Source organism: Kribbella sp. NPDC049584 (assembly GCF_040675555.1).
In the GTDB taxonomy this organism is placed as follows: domain Bacteria; phylum Actinomycetota; class Actinomycetes; order Propionibacteriales; family Kribbellaceae; genus Kribbella.
In genome coordinates this window covers 181,466-196,207 of record NZ_JBFAPF010000016.1, presented here as the reverse complement: position 1 = coordinate 196,207, position 14,742 = coordinate 181,466, and the positions used below count along the sequence as shown (strand labels likewise).

The 14,742-nt window shown below is 68.3% G+C and carries 17 protein-coding genes; 11 read left to right on the top strand and 6 right to left on the bottom strand.

From position 1 onward, the window contains the following. Positions 1-15 precede the first annotated feature (15 nt). The 7 genes from AB0J62_RS38950 (at position 16) to AB0J62_RS38920 (ending at position 5,300) form a co-directional block, all read left to right on the top strand. The gene (locus tag AB0J62_RS38950; RefSeq protein ID WP_363882355.1) at positions 16-429 is read left to right on the top strand and encodes an HIT domain-containing protein; all 414 of its coding nucleotides are present in this window, start codon (positions 16-18) and stop codon (positions 427-429) included. A gap of 45 nt (positions 430-474) precedes the next feature. Next, positions 475-906, top strand: coding sequence for a thioredoxin family protein (locus AB0J62_RS38945; RefSeq protein ID WP_363882352.1), 432 nt, complete (start codon positions 475-477; stop codon positions 904-906). Positions 907-967: 61 nt separating this feature from the next. Further along, a complete protein-coding gene (locus tag AB0J62_RS38940; protein ID WP_363882349.1) occupies positions 968-1,891 on the top strand; it encodes an RDD family protein in 924 nt (307 codons plus the stop codon). A 273-nt stretch (positions 1,892-2,164) separates the two neighbouring features. After that, positions 2,165-2,611: a DUF4395 domain-containing protein gene (locus AB0J62_RS38935; protein ID WP_363882346.1), complete on the top strand. Its 447-nt coding sequence runs from the start codon at positions 2,165-2,167 to the stop codon at positions 2,609-2,611. Positions 2,612-2,623: 12 nt separating this feature from the next. Then, positions 2,624-3,472 carry a sulfurtransferase gene (locus tag AB0J62_RS38930; protein WP_363882343.1) on the top strand — a complete coding sequence of 283 codons (849 nt, stop codon included), beginning with the start codon at positions 2,624-2,626 and terminating at the stop codon, positions 3,470-3,472. A gap of 3 nt (positions 3,473-3,475) precedes the next feature. Next, complete coding sequence (locus AB0J62_RS38925) at positions 3,476-3,772, top strand: DUF1416 domain-containing protein (RefSeq protein ID WP_134105618.1); 297 nt, start codon at positions 3,476-3,478, stop codon at positions 3,770-3,772. Positions 3,773-4,073: 301 nt separating this feature from the next. Continuing rightward, positions 4,074-5,300 (top strand): choice-of-anchor P family protein, encoded by a 1,227-nt coding sequence (locus tag AB0J62_RS38920; RefSeq protein ID WP_363882339.1) that lies wholly within the window; start codon positions 4,074-4,076, stop codon positions 5,298-5,300. A gap of 86 nt (positions 5,301-5,386) precedes the next feature. Here AB0J62_RS38920 and dtd read toward each other — a convergent pair whose 3' ends face one another. Beyond that, positions 5,387-5,812, bottom strand: coding sequence for a D-aminoacyl-tRNA deacylase (gene dtd, locus AB0J62_RS38915; protein WP_363882336.1), 426 nt, complete (start codon positions 5,810-5,812; stop codon positions 5,387-5,389). Between the two features lie 92 nt (positions 5,813-5,904). On the opposite strand from dtd, the gene AB0J62_RS38910 reads away from it, so the two are divergent. Beyond that, entirely contained in the window at positions 5,905-6,729 is an 825-nt protein-coding gene (locus AB0J62_RS38910; RefSeq protein WP_363882333.1) for a 3-keto-5-aminohexanoate cleavage protein, read from the top strand. On the opposite strand, the gene AB0J62_RS38905 is transcribed toward AB0J62_RS38910, so the two are convergent. Together AB0J62_RS38905 and AB0J62_RS38900 are read right to left on the bottom strand one after the other, a co-directional pair. Continuing rightward, a complete protein-coding gene (locus tag AB0J62_RS38905; protein WP_363882330.1) occupies positions 6,620-7,117 on the bottom strand; it encodes a hypothetical protein in 498 nt (165 codons plus the stop codon). The two genes, AB0J62_RS38910 and AB0J62_RS38905, sit on opposite strands and share 110 nt — an antisense overlap. Continuing rightward, positions 7,114-8,265 (bottom strand): molybdopterin-dependent oxidoreductase, encoded by a 1,152-nt coding sequence (locus tag AB0J62_RS38900; protein ID WP_363882327.1) that lies wholly within the window; start codon positions 8,263-8,265, stop codon positions 7,114-7,116. The genes AB0J62_RS38905 and AB0J62_RS38900 overlap by 4 nt, the downstream gene beginning before the upstream one ends. Positions 8,266-8,501: 236 nt before the next feature. Between AB0J62_RS38900 and AB0J62_RS38895 the strand changes: the two genes are divergently transcribed. Continuing rightward, positions 8,502-9,059: a hypothetical protein gene (locus AB0J62_RS38895; protein WP_238159955.1), complete on the top strand. Its 558-nt coding sequence runs from the start codon at positions 8,502-8,504 to the stop codon at positions 9,057-9,059. After that, complete coding sequence (locus AB0J62_RS38890) at positions 9,059-10,882, top strand: hypothetical protein (protein WP_363882323.1); 1,824 nt, start codon at positions 9,059-9,061, stop codon at positions 10,880-10,882. The genes AB0J62_RS38895 and AB0J62_RS38890 overlap by 1 nt, the downstream gene beginning before the upstream one ends. A gap of 533 nt (positions 10,883-11,415) precedes the next feature. Here the strand turns inward: AB0J62_RS38890 and AB0J62_RS38885 are convergent. Continuing rightward, positions 11,416-11,778, bottom strand: a complete 363-nt coding sequence (locus tag AB0J62_RS38885) for a DsrE family protein (protein WP_363882319.1) — start codon at positions 11,776-11,778, stop codon at positions 11,416-11,418. A 211-nt stretch (positions 11,779-11,989) separates the two neighbouring features. Between AB0J62_RS38885 and AB0J62_RS38880 the strand changes: the two genes are divergently transcribed. Beyond that, positions 11,990-12,484, top strand: coding sequence for an FABP family protein (locus AB0J62_RS38880; protein WP_363882316.1), 495 nt, complete (start codon positions 11,990-11,992; stop codon positions 12,482-12,484). 328 nt (positions 12,485-12,812) lie between these two features. Here AB0J62_RS38880 and AB0J62_RS38875 read toward each other — a convergent pair whose 3' ends face one another. Then, positions 12,813-13,493 carry a response regulator gene (locus AB0J62_RS38875; protein WP_363882313.1) on the bottom strand — a complete coding sequence of 227 codons (681 nt, stop codon included), beginning with the start codon at positions 13,491-13,493 and terminating at the stop codon, positions 12,813-12,815. Continuing rightward, the gene (locus AB0J62_RS38870; RefSeq protein WP_363882310.1) at positions 13,486-14,742 is read right to left on the bottom strand and encodes an ATP-binding protein; all 1,257 of its coding nucleotides are present in this window, start codon (positions 14,740-14,742) and stop codon (positions 13,486-13,488) included. Before AB0J62_RS38870 ends, AB0J62_RS38875 begins: the two co-directional genes overlap by 8 nt.

The window sequence follows — 14,742 nt, the reverse complement described above, 5'->3', positions numbered from 1 at the left end:
AGACAGAATCACCGGATGAACGCCTGCGTGTTCTGCGACCTCATCTCCACCGACTCACCCGACCTGCTCGTGAAAGAGGACGCCGCCGTCGCGTTCTTCCCTCTTCCGGGCGAGGAAATCGCACCGGGCCACACCCTGGTTGTCCCGCGCCGTCACACCGCTGCAGGCGTGCTGGACGCCCGGCCCGCCGATCTGGCGCAGGTTATGAACCTGGCGCAGCGCATAGCTCAGCGGATGATGGCGGGGCTGGGTGCGACCGGTGTCTGCCTGTTGAATGCGAGTGGGCCGGGCTCCGGCCGGAGCCTCGACCACCTGCACGTTCACGTGGTGCCGCGGTACCCGGGCGACGGGGACGACACCTTGCCCTGGCCGACCGGGCACTCCAGCCACCAGTTGACCGTTGACCCGCGTGCTGTTCTCAGTGGGTGAAACGGGTGGTTGAAAGGTGGATGAGGGGTCGTACCGTGGATAACTGTGAGTCTTGGTGTGTGGGTGCTCGTCGCGGCCGTGGCCGTCGGCGTGCTGCTCAGTGCGCTCAAGGCCTGGGTTGACGGGCGGTTCCGTGGGAAGAGCGAGGACGACGTGGAGCGGGTGACGGCCTCGGAGGTCGGTGGGGAGCTCGGCGAGCGGGCGACCCTGCTGCAGTTCTCGTCGGCGTTCTGTGCGCCGTGCCGAGCGACCCGGCGGACGCTGGCCGAGGTCGAGGGCATGGTCGACGGAGTGCGGCACGTCGAGCTGGACGCGGAGTCCCACCTGGAGCTGGTACGCCGCCTCGACATCCTGCGTACGCCGACCACGCTGGTGCTCGACAGCACCGGAGCCGTGGTCAAGCGCGCCAGCGGAGCACCGCGCAAGCCCGACGTGATCGCCGCGCTGGCGACCGCGATCGACCGCCAGGCGAGCTGACGACCGTCCGGTACGTGCCACCGAATGGCGCATGCCCCTGCGTGTAAGCAAGACTCTCCAGGTGAGCTCTCCAGCCGGTTGGTACGACGACCCCGCGGACCCGACCCAGCAGCGGTACTGGGACGGCAACACCTGGACGGACCAGCGCCGCGCGCAACAGGGCCCATCGCCGTACCAAGGGCAGTTCGGCGCCGCATCGCAGTACGGCCAGGCCGCTCAGCACGGTCAGGTGTACGGCGGTGGCGCGGCTCCGAGCGAGCCGACCCGTCCGGCTCAACCGCAGTACGGCCAGTACGCCCCGCCGCAGCAGCCTCAGCAGCCGCAGTACGGCCAGTACGCCGGACCGCAGCAGTACGGGCAGCCGCAGTACGGGCAGCCGCAGTACGGGCAGCCGCAGTACGGGCACCCGCAGCAGCAGGGTTACGGCTACCCGGGCAAGCGTCCGAACACCACCCCGGATGGTCAGCTGCTCTCGGGCTGGTGGCGGCGGGTGTTCGCGCGGATCATCGACTCGATCATCGTCGGCATCATCGGACTGCCGCTGACCGGCTACTTCTACTACAAGTACTCACAGGTCCTGTGGGACTACCTCAAGACCACCATGGACGCGGCCGAGGCCGGCACCCCGACGACCACGACCTCGCTGCCGCCCGAGGTCTACAAGTGGATGATCCCGGCGGTCCTGATCGGTCTCGTGGTGTCGTTCGCCTACGAGTACCTGTTCCTGACCAAGAAGGGCGCCACCCCGGGCAAAATGCTGCTCGGGATCGCGGTCCGTCTGCGGGACGTCCCCGGCAATCCGCCCGGCGCGGCGGTCGCCAAGCGGTACGGCTTCGAGATCGCGCTCAGCGCGGTCGGCCTGGTCCCGCTGGTCGGCACGCTGGCCGGCTTCATCGCGCTGATCAACTACCTCTGGCCGCTCTGGGACGACAAGAAGCAGGCGCTGCACGACAAGGTAGCGGGCACCAACGTCGTCCGCGTCTGATATCACCATGTGATCAGTTGTCTCAAGTAATGGGACCACGGTCGGCAGGTCCGCCCGGGTTCCGTACGCTCGATCCGTGGTTTACACGACATGGCTGACGAAGCGCAGGGCAGTGGACAACTGCCGGGTGCGCTCATCGCTGTGTCGACGCCGCTGACCAGGCGGCGTCCCGAGCGCTGCGGAACCGGTCGCTGAGCACGGTTCCGCGTACGTCGCCTCCCCGCACACCCGGGCGGGTCCGGCTCGACAGCCCTCCTCCTCGCAGGAGTCGTCATGTCCGAATCATCGGCGGCACAGAAGGTTGATCCCCGCGGACTGCGGTTCGCGGCCGGGGTGACCACGGTCGTCCTGGCGTTGACGCTCGTACTGAACACCCCGTGGCCGCTGGCCGTGCAGGCCGTGGTGTTCGCGATCTCGGTCGCGTTCGGCGTGCAGGCCTCGCCGTACGGGCAGCTGTTCAAGCGGCTGGTCCGGCCCCGGATCGGCCCGCCGCAGGAACTGGAGGACGCGGCGCCGCCGCGGTTCGCCCAGCTGGTCGGCCTCGTCTTCGCGGTCGCCGGTCTGATCGGGTACCTGACCGGCGTCACCGTGCTGGGCGTGGTCGCCACCGGATTCGCCCTGGTCGCCGCGTTCGTGAACGCGGCCGTCGGGCTCTGCCTCGGCTGCGAGGCCTATCTGCTGATCCACCGCATTCGTACGCCAACCACCGCTACCAACTGAGAGGCAGCACACATGAGCAGGGAATCCGCGCTCGTCTCGGCCGACTGGGTCGAGGAGCACAAGAACGACGCCGGTGTCGTCCTGATCGAGGTCGACGAAGACGTCTCGGCGTACGACGCCGGCCACATCGCCGGAGCCATCAAGCTGGACTGGAAGGACGATCTGCAGGACGCGGTCCGCCGGGACTTCGTCAACCAGGAGCAGTTCAGCGCGCTGCTGTCCGAGCGCGGCGTCAAGAACGACGACACGGTCGTGCTGTACGGCGGCAACAACAACTGGTTCGCCGCGTACGCGTACTGGTACTTCAAGCTCTACGGCCACGAGGACGTCCGCCTGCTCGACGGCGGCCGCAAGCGCTGGGAGCTCGACAGCCGCGAGCTGACCGACGAGGTCGTCAAGCGCGACGCGACCGAGTACGCCGCGAAGGCCCCGAACCTGGACATCCGCGCGTTCCGCGACGAGGTCAACGAGGCCATCGGCGTGAAGAACCTGGTCGACGTCCGCAGCCCCGACGAGTACGCCGGCCGGCTGCTCGCCCCGGCCCACCTGCCTCAGGAGCAGGCGCAGCGCGCGGGTCACATCCCGACCGCGGCGAACATCCCGTGGAGCAAGGCGGCCAACGACGACGGCACGTTCCGCGCCGACGACGAGCTGAAGCAGCTGTACGCCGACGCCGGCGTGGACTTCGGCAAGGACACGATCGCGTACTGCCGGATCGGCGAGCGCTCGGCGCACACCTGGTTCGTGCTGCACGAGATCCTCGGCCAGGAGAACGTGAAGAACTACGACGGTTCCTGGACCGAGTGGGGCTCGCTGGTCGGCGTACCCGTTGCCCTCGGCGACGAACCCGGAAAGGCCTGACACATGTGCGGAGCAACGAAGGGCGGCCTCGACCTCAAGGGTGTCGACGTCGACAAGGAAGCCGTGATCCAGGGCCAGGTGCTGCGCGGCGAGGAGCCGGTCGGCGGCGCGTACGTGCGGCTGCTGGACTCGACCGGTGAGTTCACCGCCGAGGTGCCGACGTCGGCCACCGGGCACTTCCGGTTCTTCGCGGCGCCCGGCAGCTGGACGCTGCGGACGCTGGCCCCGAAGGCCGACCCGGTCGACCGCCAGGTGGTCGCGCAGTACGGCGAGGTCGCGGAAGTGGCCGTCACCGTCTGAGCAGTCGGTCGTTACACAAGGTGCCACCACCACCCATCGGTGGCCCACCCTGAAGTAAGCACGAAGGGCCCGGACCTTGCGCGTCCGGGCCCTTCGGCATGCCCGGGATTGCTTACGGGGCAGGGATTTCGGGTCATCGCTGCCGAGTTACGGGTCGGCGGGGGAATCTCGCGGGGCGAGCGGCAATGTAACGGTTAGGTCTCAGAGCGCGGTCGGCTCGTCACCTACCGCAATCGGCTGAGTTGTGTCTGTGTCCTGACCCGCGCTTCGGGTCACGTCATCACTCAGGGAGGAGGGGTCAATGCGACCCCGCATCGGATACAAGAAGCTCGCTGCCGTCGGAGTTGCGGCGGTCGTCGGCGTGGCTTCTACGATCGCGCTGACCTCGGGTTCGGCGTCCGCCTCGCCGGTTTTCGGATACAGCGGTTACTCGTACGGCACCGACGTCGAATCCGGCCTGGCGAACAGCGGTCCGCAGGTCATCAGCAAGTTTGGTTGCACCACTGACGCCACCAAGCACGACAAGAACGACCTGTCCACGGCGAACGTGAACAACCAGGCGATCGCACGCTCGGTGAAGACCGACACGCACGCGTTCAACAACAAGAGCGGGACGGGCGTCACCAGCACCGCGACGGCCGCCGACATCCGCGTCGGCAACCTGCTCACGCTGACCGGCGTGAAGACCACGACGACGGCGAAGTACTACAAGGGCCAGCTGTCGTACACGGGCGACACCACGTTCGCGGGCGTGAAGATCGGCGCGATCTCGGTGCCGTCGCTGCTCAAGCCGAAGTGGAACACCAAGATCGCGGTTCCGGGTCTCGGTTACATCGTGCTGAACCGGGTCGGCGGCGTGAAGACCGCTTCCGGCATCTACTCGTACGCGCAGGCGGTCGTGCTGCACGCGACGGTGAAGAACCAGTACATCCCGCAGGGCGTCGACGTCGCGGTGCTCAAGACCCGCGCGGAGATCTCCAAGCCGGCGACGGCGCTGGTGATCGGCTCGGCGTACGGCACCAAGGCCACGGCCGACAAGCTGGTCGTCTCCGACGCCACGTCCCTTCAGACCACCTGCCAGGGCACTGAGGGCAAGACGGTCCGGGTCGCGGTCGGCGAGCTGAACATCCCGAAGGTTGCCTACGTGGGTGGCGTCTACACCACCAAGAACGGCGCCATCGGCACCAACAAGTCGTACATCAACTTCACCTCGCACGTCGCGGGCGTGAAGGTCGGCAGCCTGTCCATCGGTGCGATCGAGTCCTCCGCCTCCGCGTGGAAGACCAAGGACGGCAAGGGCGGCGTGAGCTCGTCCTCGACGATCGCCTCGATCAAGGTCGGCGGCAAGACCTACGCCGTCCCGACCGGTGAGAACAAGACGCTGAACATCCCGGGTATCGCGAGCCTGACCTTCAACAAGGTCCTGCGGCAGAAGCGCTACATCGAGGTGGACGCGCTGGTGATCAACGTCTACAGCCTGAACACCAAGGTCATCGTCGGCCACTCGGCCGCCGGCGTCGTCAGCTGACCCCAGCAGACGCTGTCTGAGTCGAACCTCACCGACCCAGAACACCCCGGCCCCCGGATCCCGCACGGATCCGGGGGCCGGTTCTGTTATGCGTCGAGGATGAGCGTTACCGGGCCGTCGTTGGTGAGGGAGACGTCCATGTGGGCGCCGAAGCGGCCGCGTTCCACCTTGGCGCCGAGGGCTTCCATGGACTCGCAGAACGTGTTGTAGAGCGGTTCCGACACCGGGCCCGGGGCGGCGTTGTTCCAGGACGGGCGGCGGCCCTTGCGGGTATCGGCGTACAGGGTGAACTGGCTGATGGCGAGGATCGGGGCGTGCTCGTCGGCGGCGGAGCGTTCGCCGTGGAGGATGCGGAGGGTCCAGATCTTCGCGGCCAGCGCGGCCGCCTTCTCGGTGGTGTCGTCGTGGGTCACGCCCAGCAGGACGAGCAGTCCGGGCTCGTCGATGGCCCCGACCACTTCGCCGTCCACCTCGACCGATGCCCGGCTGACTCTTTGTACTACGGCTCTCATGAGGCCATCCTCTCGCGCCGGAGATCGTCCGGTGATCGGACCTCGGGACCGGCGAATATCCGCTTTCCTGACCGATCTGGCAGGATTCGTCCATGGCGTCGACTCTGATCACTGTTGCTCCCACCGGTGCCGAGACCGCGAAGGCGGACTGCCCGGCGTTGCCGACCACGCTCGACGAGCTGGTCGAGACCGCGAAGCGGTGCGAGGCCGCGGGAGCGGCGATGATCCACATCCACATCCGCGACGGGGAGCACAAGCCGACCCTCGACCTCGGCCGGCTGACCGAGACCGTCGCCGCGGTCCGGGAGAACACCGCGCTGATCGTGCAGCTCTCCACCGGCGGCGCGGTCACCGATCCGTACGATCACCGCCTGCGCGTGCTCGACGCCGCGCCCGACTCCTGCTCGCTGACCATGGGGACGGTCAACTTCGGCGACGACGTGTTCATGAACCCGTGGCCGTTCGTCACCCAGCTGTACCAGCTCACCCAGGAGCGGGAGATCGTGCCCGAGTTCGAGCTTTTCGACCTAGGCCATGTCGCCGCGCTGCACCGCCTCCTCGGCAAGTACGGCCTGCCGTACGGCGAACGCGTGCACTGCGACCTGGTCATGGGCGTTCCCGGCGGCATGCCTGGTACGGCGGACGCCCTCGTCGCGGCCGTCAACGCCTTGCCGGACGCGGCCACGTCCTGGTCCGCCACGGGCATCGGCCGTACGGCGATCACGGTCGCCTTGGCTGCTCTGTCGAAGGGCGGCAACCTCCGTGTCGGTATGGAGGACACGCTCACGCTGGCGAAGGGCCAGCCAGTCACTCACAACGCGGAGCTCGTCGAACGCGCCGCAGCCCTCGCCACGCTCGCGCAACGACCGCCGATGTCGCCGGACGAAGCGCGTTCCCTGCTGAACGTGAAGCGATGACGTAGCCGACGATCCCAGCCGCGACAATCGTTGCCTCCAGCAATAACCAGTCCCGGAGGTAGTCGCGGGGCAGGATCGTCGGGTTCACGCCCTTGCCCTGTCGCAGCAACAGCGGCACCGCGATCAGGCTGGTGATGCCGACGTACAGCAACGTCGTCCGGATCGCGCCCACGGTCCGATGCCCGTCCGGCCTGCTCGCCCACCGCGTCACCAGCCATCCGGCGGTGACGGTCAACGGCACCAAGAAAAAGTCGTCCGCCAGCACCGCACCACCCAGCCAAAGCGGCAACCGGACCAAACCGTGCAGGTCGACGGTGGTGGCCAGCTTCCAAACGCCCCAGAGGCCAAGCAGGACGCCGGTGCCTGCCAATCCCATTCGGGTCTTCATGCGACGACCTCCAGCCGATGAACCCACTTGGTTTGAAGTACGCCGGGCCGGTTGGGCGCAATGATCCTCGCCGGAAATCCGTGGTCCAGCGCCAGCTCCGTGCCATTGAGGCGAAGCGCCAGCAGTGTCAGCGGGTCAGCTGCGAACTGCTCCGGCAGCTCGCTCGTCGCATAGAACCCGCCCTTCTCCATCGACACCACCCGCACCCGTGAGTGCGACGGCGCTCCACACAGCTCGAGCAGATCCCGGATCCGCACGCCCTCCCACCGGCCGCCTTGGCTCCACCCCTCGACACACGCGATCGGCAGCGCCGAGCGACTCTGCGGTAGCCGCTGCAACTCCTCGAGGGTGTACGAGAGCTCTTGTGGTCCTTTGACCGTGAACCGCCAGTTGTCGTCGATGCCGGTCACTCCGGCCGCGTCCGCCGTACGGTTGACGGGGAGTCCTTGCGGTCCGACGTTCGGCTTGCGTGGCGCGAGCACGGCGATCGGGCCGAGCGCCGGCACGGACTGGCCGATCGAGGTGAGGCCGACCAAGGCCGCGGCGCCGGTGACTGTCTTGAACAGGCCGCGGCGGGTGAGCCCAGAGATTGCCGGAGGCAACGAGTTCGGCACGATCTCGGCGATGCGACGCCAGTTCGCGCGGATCAGCGGGAGTTTGACAGCTATATGCACGAGGAGTGCGCCGACGATGATCCAGGCGAGCGCGTAGTGCGTCTGGCGGAACGGGAACGGCCACGGATACCACTGCAGTGTGTTGAGGAACCCGATGAACAGCTCGAGAGCCATTGCCGACACCAGCACCAGGATCGATGCCCGCTCGAGCATCGTCTCGAGTGCCTTGCGACTCGGCGGCCACGGAAGCTTCGCGAACAGTTTCGGGTAGACCGTCCACAACTTTGCCAGCAGCAACGGGACCGCGATGGTCCCGCTCACTACGTGCACGCCCTGCGTCACGCGGTACAGCGTGGCGGGACGGCTCGGGATGGGCAGCCAGCTCGGGGTGTCCTGCTGGAAATGGCTGTACAGCCCGGTCAGGAAGCAGATCACGACCGCGGTGCCGAGCCAGCGCCCGATGACGGTCGCAACCCTCGGGTGGTGCAGGGACGACTGGAACGACTTCTCGGTCGGCAGCGTCGGCAGCTTCATGTTTCCACTACAACCCCGCCGGGGACGTCTGTACGGCGTACACCGGTTACTGCTCGCGAACGGCGTATTACTGGTCGCGAACGAGATCGGCGGGGAGGAGTTATCCACAGGTCTGCGTCTGTACGGCGGATGGTGATACCGATCGGGGCATACTCTGTGCGAACTGATCGCTGGCTGGAGTGATTTCTGGGCGGACCGATCCCTCTTGGCGGACGGGGCGAAAGGAGTGAGGCGGAGTGAAGACGCAGGAGCGGTCGTCCGAGGATGACGAGCGCGCGATGGCGGATCTGGCCGAGGTCGCGGACTGGCGAACGGTCTGGGGCCCGCCGGACACCGGCATGGACGCGATCCGTGCCCTGGTGAACCGCGTTACCGCCGCCACCGGCTGGCGTCCGTGGGCTCCGGGCAATATCGACCCCGATCGGTACACCTGGGGCCTGGTGACCCAGCGCGAGACGGTGATGCTCGTGCTGCCGGACGCTGTGCTGCCGGAGAGCCCGCGGAGCGGCTGGTCGGCGTACGACATCGCTTCCGGGGAGCTCCCACTGGCCGAGGAAGGTCTGGACGACCACTGGCCGGGTCAGCTCGAGCTCGCCCGCCGCTACTGGGGACCGCCGGTCTTTGTCGGGCCGGGGAGTGATCTGCGTGTTCCGCCGGAGTGGCGCGGCCGCCGCCGGCACCTGGCCGTCTGGCTGCGCCCGGGAGCCGAGATCCACCTGTACGCGTCCCAGCCTGGCCCGGACGACACTGCCGCCGGATTCGGGTACTCCGTCTATGCCAGCGAGGTGGCCTGATGGCCGAGGAAGAAAGCGCGGAACACTACCTCCAGATCCTCTTCGCCAAGGGCCGTGAAATCTGGGCCCAGTGGAGGCGGATGACCGGCGCCATCAGGGACAACTGGGGCCGTCGGCAAGGAACGCGCGCCGTGGTCGAGGAGGCACTCAGACGGCGCGGCTGGGACCGGGATCAGTACGACGCGACGCGGGATCAGGACCCGCGTGACCGCACCCGGGACTACGAGCGCACTGCCGCCGAGGTCCGGGCGGCCGAGGAGTTGGCGGCGGACAACCGCGGCCTGGAGCAGCAACGGCAGGCGCTGCAGGCCGAGGTGGACGACGCCCAGCAACGGCTCGATCAGCAGGACGCCCAGCTGAACAACGACCGCGACCGGGACGGCATCCCCGACGACTACCAGAACCGGACCGACCTCGACCGGGATCGCCGTGACGACGCGACCGAGCGTCGTGACGAGATCGACCAGCAGAACGAGGCCGCCAACGACCGCGACGGCGACGGCGTGGACGACGCCGTCGAGGATCGCCAGGCGCAACAGGCGCGCGACGACGAGGCAAGGCGCAAACAGGAGGAGGACCGCCGCCGCGACCAACAGCGCGAGGACGGCCTCGATGCTGCCGATGCCGTGCCCGCAGCCGTCGGCGCCGCCGAGGCCGCCAACGCACTCGATGACGAGCTGAACGACGAGCGCACCGACGCCCTCCCGCAACAGGACCTCGCAGCCGACGGCGACCTGCAGGACCCGGCACCCCAATCCGAAAACCTCCAGCAGGCCGACCCCGCCGTCGCCGACCAGGACCAGCTCAACCCGGCCGCAGCCGACCAGACCGGCCTCGACGTAGACGACACCCGCGTCCAGCAGGAGAATGCCCAACTCCTCGACGAGGACGGCGCACTCCGCGACTCAACAATCGGTTCCGAGGGCCAGCAGCAGTCCCCGGACCTCGACCAAACCGGCGAGTTTGTCGACCAGGATGGCGCCGTACGGAACCAGACGATCGGTGCTGAGAGCCAGCAGGACGCGGGTCTGGAGCAGGGCGGCGAGTTCGTCGACCAGGATGGCGCCGTACGGAGTCAGACGATTGGTGCTGAGAGCCAGCGGGATGCAGGTCTGGAGCAGGGCGGCGAGTTTGTCGACCGGGATGGTGCACTGCGGGATCAGACGATTGGTGCTGAGAGCCAGCGGGATGCGGGTCTGGAGCAGGGCGGCGAGTTTGTCGACCAGGACGGCGCCGTACGGAATCAGACGATCGGTGCCGAGGGTCAGCAGCAGGACGATCTGACGCAGCAGACGGCCGGTGCGGACGAGCAGCTGTCGGGGCAGGACCCGGAGGTTGCGGCGCCGGAGCCGCAGCAGGTTCAGGGACCCACGCAAGGGCAGCAGGTGCAGACGTCCGAGCAAGGGATGGGCGAGCAGAACGCCGGCCAGGCCGGGCAGCAGCTGAATGCACAGCAGGTCGGCAACGCTGCCCAGTCGGGCGTCGACCAGAGCGCGGCGCTCGGTTCCGATGAGCAAGGCCAGAGCCAGGGTGGTCAAGCAAGCCAAGCTGAGAGCCAATGGCGACCGCCCGCCGAGGAGCCGGTGCTCGACGAACAACGGGCGAAGAGCCCGCCAGCCCAGCCGGGGAGCGCGATCCCAGCGGGCGAACGTGACACGCTGACGCGCACCACCCAGCAGGGCCACGCCCCGGCCGCCGGTGCAACCAGTCGCGAAGGTGGCGGCGTAGCAACCAGCGAACGCCCTGGCACCCCGGCCCAGCAACGCGGCCAGGACCGCAACCGAGGCGACCGAGGCCGAGACGACGGCGGCCGCGAACGCTAACCCCCAACCACCACCACGGTCCCCCGCCAACCACCACCCGGCGGAGGACCGCTCCATTCCCTCGACAACCTCCCGCAGCCAGCACCGCAGCCCACCACCTCCAACCGGCAGTTCACGCGGGCCAGTGGGCGTCCGAGCGGCAGTTGATGCGGCTGTTGGTCTCCGCCCGGTAGTTAGCGCGGGCAGCGGGTGTCCGAGCGGCAGTCGCCCCAGGGCTGGTCTCCGAGCCACGCCCGCTCCCAGCCGTCGGCCTCCAACCAGCCGTTGACACCACCGATCGGTCTGAGGCTGGCCTCGACGCCGGTTGTTGGTCTCCGGTCGGTGGTTGACTCGCGCGGTCGGTGTCCGAGCGGTAGTCGCCCCGGGGCTGCTCTCCGAGCCGCGATCGATCCCAGCGGTCGGCCTCCAACCGGCAGTTCACACCACCGGTCGGTCTGCGGGCGGCGGTTGACGTTGGCTGTTGGTTTCTGAGCGGTAGTTGACCCCGCCGTTGCTGCCCCGCAGAGCCCAACGGGCGCGGGGCGGGTGGCGGTTTAGTAGACGATTGCTTGGGTGGATTCGGTGAGGATTTCTTCGGTGAAGGTGGGGGCGCCGGCTAGGCGGGTGCCGGGGCGGAGGTCGGGTTGGGTGAGGTTGCGGCGTTTGGCGCATTGGGTGCAGACGGTGAGTTGACCGCCTTCTAGTACTGCGGTGAGCAGGTCCGCGAGGGGGGCGGCGTGGGGGAGTTTGAAGGCTTCGGCGCGGCCCGGTACGGCGAACCAGACTGCCTCGCCGGTCAGCCAGAGTGAGACCGTGGCGCCGGCCGCGACGGCTGAGGCGGCGACGGTGAAGGCCTGGTTGGCGCGTTCGGGTTCCTCGGCGCCTGCAGTCAGTTTGATCACCAGCGTGCGGGACATCCCGCCACGCTAACCGAAGCCAAACGGAGCGCGGGTGCGGGAGGTCACGTCGTGGGAGGCCGGGCGCGTGGGAGGGATCCTCTAGAGTGGGATCCGTGCTGCATGTCGTTTTCACCTCGTTGCTGGTGCTGGTCTGTGTGTTCATGGGCTGGTTCTCGGCGTTTGTCGTCTACCGGCTGTATCGCGGCCGCAACGCGGGCTGAGTGATTCGATGGCGTTCGAGATTCCGCAGGACCTGCACCCGGACCTGATGCCGCTCGCGTGGCTGCTCGGTCGGTGGGAGGGGCGCGGGCACGGCGACTACCCGACGATCGAGAAGTTCGAGTTCGGGCAGCAGATCGACTTCAGCCACAACGGCAAGCCGTACCTGCACTACGTCAGCCAGACGTTCGTCGTCGGCGAGGACGGCACCAAGGAGCGCCCACTCGCGGTGGAGACCGGGTTCTGGCGGCCGCAGCCGGACAACAAGGTCGAGGTGATCCTGGCGCACCCGACGGGTATCGCCGAGATCTGGTACGGCGACATCGACGGCGCCAAGATCGAACTGCAGACGGACGTCGTGGCGCGCACCGTCACCGCGAAAGAGGTCACCGCCGGCCACCGCCTGTACGGCCTGGTCAACGGCGAACTGCTCTGGGCGTACGACATGGCCGCCGAGGGCCAGGCACTCCAACCCCACCTCTGGGCCACCCTCGTCCGCGCCTGACCCGAGCAAGCAGCCCCGGCAACCAGTCGAGGAAGCACGCCAGCTAGTAGCCCGGCAACCAGCCCGAGCATGCAGCCCTGGCATCCAGTCGGCGCAAGTACCCCAGCAAGTCGCGCCACGAACCAGCTCGAGCAAGCAGCCCCACAGGCCCGAGCAAGCACGCCAGCCAGTAGCCCCGGCAAACCAGCCCGAGCAAGCAGCCCCCATCCAGTCGGCGCAAGCACCCCAGCAAGTCCCGCCACGAACCAGCTCGAGCAACCAGCTCGAGCAACCAGCCCGAGCAACCAGCCCGAGCAAGCTGCCCGAGCAAGCTGCCCCGGCGAGTGGCTTAGCTTTCGGCGACCCAGGAGTATTCGACTTTGGGGCGGCCGCTGCGGCCGTCGTAGCGTTGGGTTCGTAGGGCCTGGCCCTGGTCTGCCAGGTGTTCGAGGTAGCGGCGGGCGGTGATGCGGGACGTGCCCAGCGACGTGGCGATCTCCTCGGCCGTCCAGCCTTCGCGGTCGGCGAGTAGTTGGACGACGCGGTCCAGGACCGAGCCGGCCAAACCCTTCGGCACCGACGAGACCGTTGCTGGATGCAACAAACGGTCGACCTCGTCCTGATCCGCGACGACCTGCCCCGCCTCAGCGGCTCGGCGTTGCCGTGCGTACGCCGACAACCGGTCCCGCAACGTCTCGAAGGCGAACGGCTTCAGCACGTACTGGACCACGCCGATCCGCGCGGCAGCCTGGACGGCAGCGACCTCGCGAGCGGAGGTGACCGCGACGACATCCGTTTGGTTGCCTAGGGCCCGCATTCGCCGGACCACATCGAGACCGTGGCCGTCGGGCAGGTGCATGTCGAGCAGGACGAGGTCGACGTCGCCGCGCGCGAGCACCTGGAGTGCGCGTCCCGCCGTACCGGCGACTCCCACGCAGGCGAAGCCCGGCAGCCGATCGACGTACGTGCGATGGGCTTCCGCGGCCACAGGATCGTCCTCGACGACGAGGACGCGGAGTGGGTCAGGCACTTGCGTCCACCGCCCGCGGCAACCGCACCCGCACGGTCAGCGCGGGTACTTCGTCCAGCTCGGAATCCGGATCGACCATCAGAGAACCCTGCCACCGCTCGACCGTGCTCCGCACCAGCACGAGCCCCAACCCGTGCCCGGGCTCCGCCTTGGTCGACCACCCGCGCTCGAACATGTGCGCCAACTCCACTGATCCCAGCTCTGCGCCGGTATTCGTCACGATCAGATCGATCGCGCCCGGCAATGCGGCGGCCCGGAACTCCACCTTTCGCGGCGCCGGCCCGCCGCGCGCGGCCTCGATCGCGTTGTCCAGCAGGTTTCCGACCACTGTCACCACGTCCTGCGCCGGCAGTCGCGTGTTCAGCTGCTCCTGCCCAAGGTCGAGCGAAAGGACCACACCGCGTTCTTGCGCCTGCGCCAACTTTGCCAACAGCAACGAGGCCAGCACCGGATCCCCGACTGTGCCGACGACACGATCGGTCATCGCCTGCGCGAACTGCAGCTCCGACACCGCGAACTCCCGGGCCCGCTCCGGCTTCCCGATCTCGATCAGGCTGACGACGGTGTGCAGCCGGTTCGACGCCTCATGGTTCTGCGCCTGCAGCGATTCCGCCAGACTCCGTACGGCGTCCAGCTCGCCGAGCAGCCGCTGCAACTCGGTGTGATCCCGCAGCGTGACGATCCGCCCGCGGCCCGACGGCTGCTGGTTCACGACGACAACTCCTTGCGCACCGAGGTGGAGCTCGTCGTACGCCGTACGCCCGGTCGCGAGCAGGTCGGCCAGGGGGGCGCCGAGATGCAGCTCCTCCAGTGGCGTGCCCGGAGCAACGGAGCGTAATCCCAGCAGCTGCAGCGCCTCGTCGTTCGCGAGCTGGACCCGCCCGTCGAGGTCCAGCAGGATCAAGCCTTCACGCGCCGCGTGCAGCACGCCTTCGTAGAAGTCGAGCATCCGCGCCAGGGACTGCGTGCCCATGCCGCGGGTCGCGCGGCGTACCCGCCAGGTGACGAGCGCGTTGCCGGCGATCGCGACCCCGAGCATGAGGCTCGCGATGCCGAGCATCGAGCGCAGGTCGAGCCGGGCCAGCTCCCACCAGCTCGGCGCGGCCAGGCCGGTGGCCGCCGCGTCCCGCAGGGCCTGGGCCCGGGACCGGCTGACCATCACGATCCAGACCATCGCGATCAGGACGGTGACCGTGACGGTCTGCAGCCAGAGAACCTGGCGGCGCAGCTCCCACGGACGGTGTCGCAT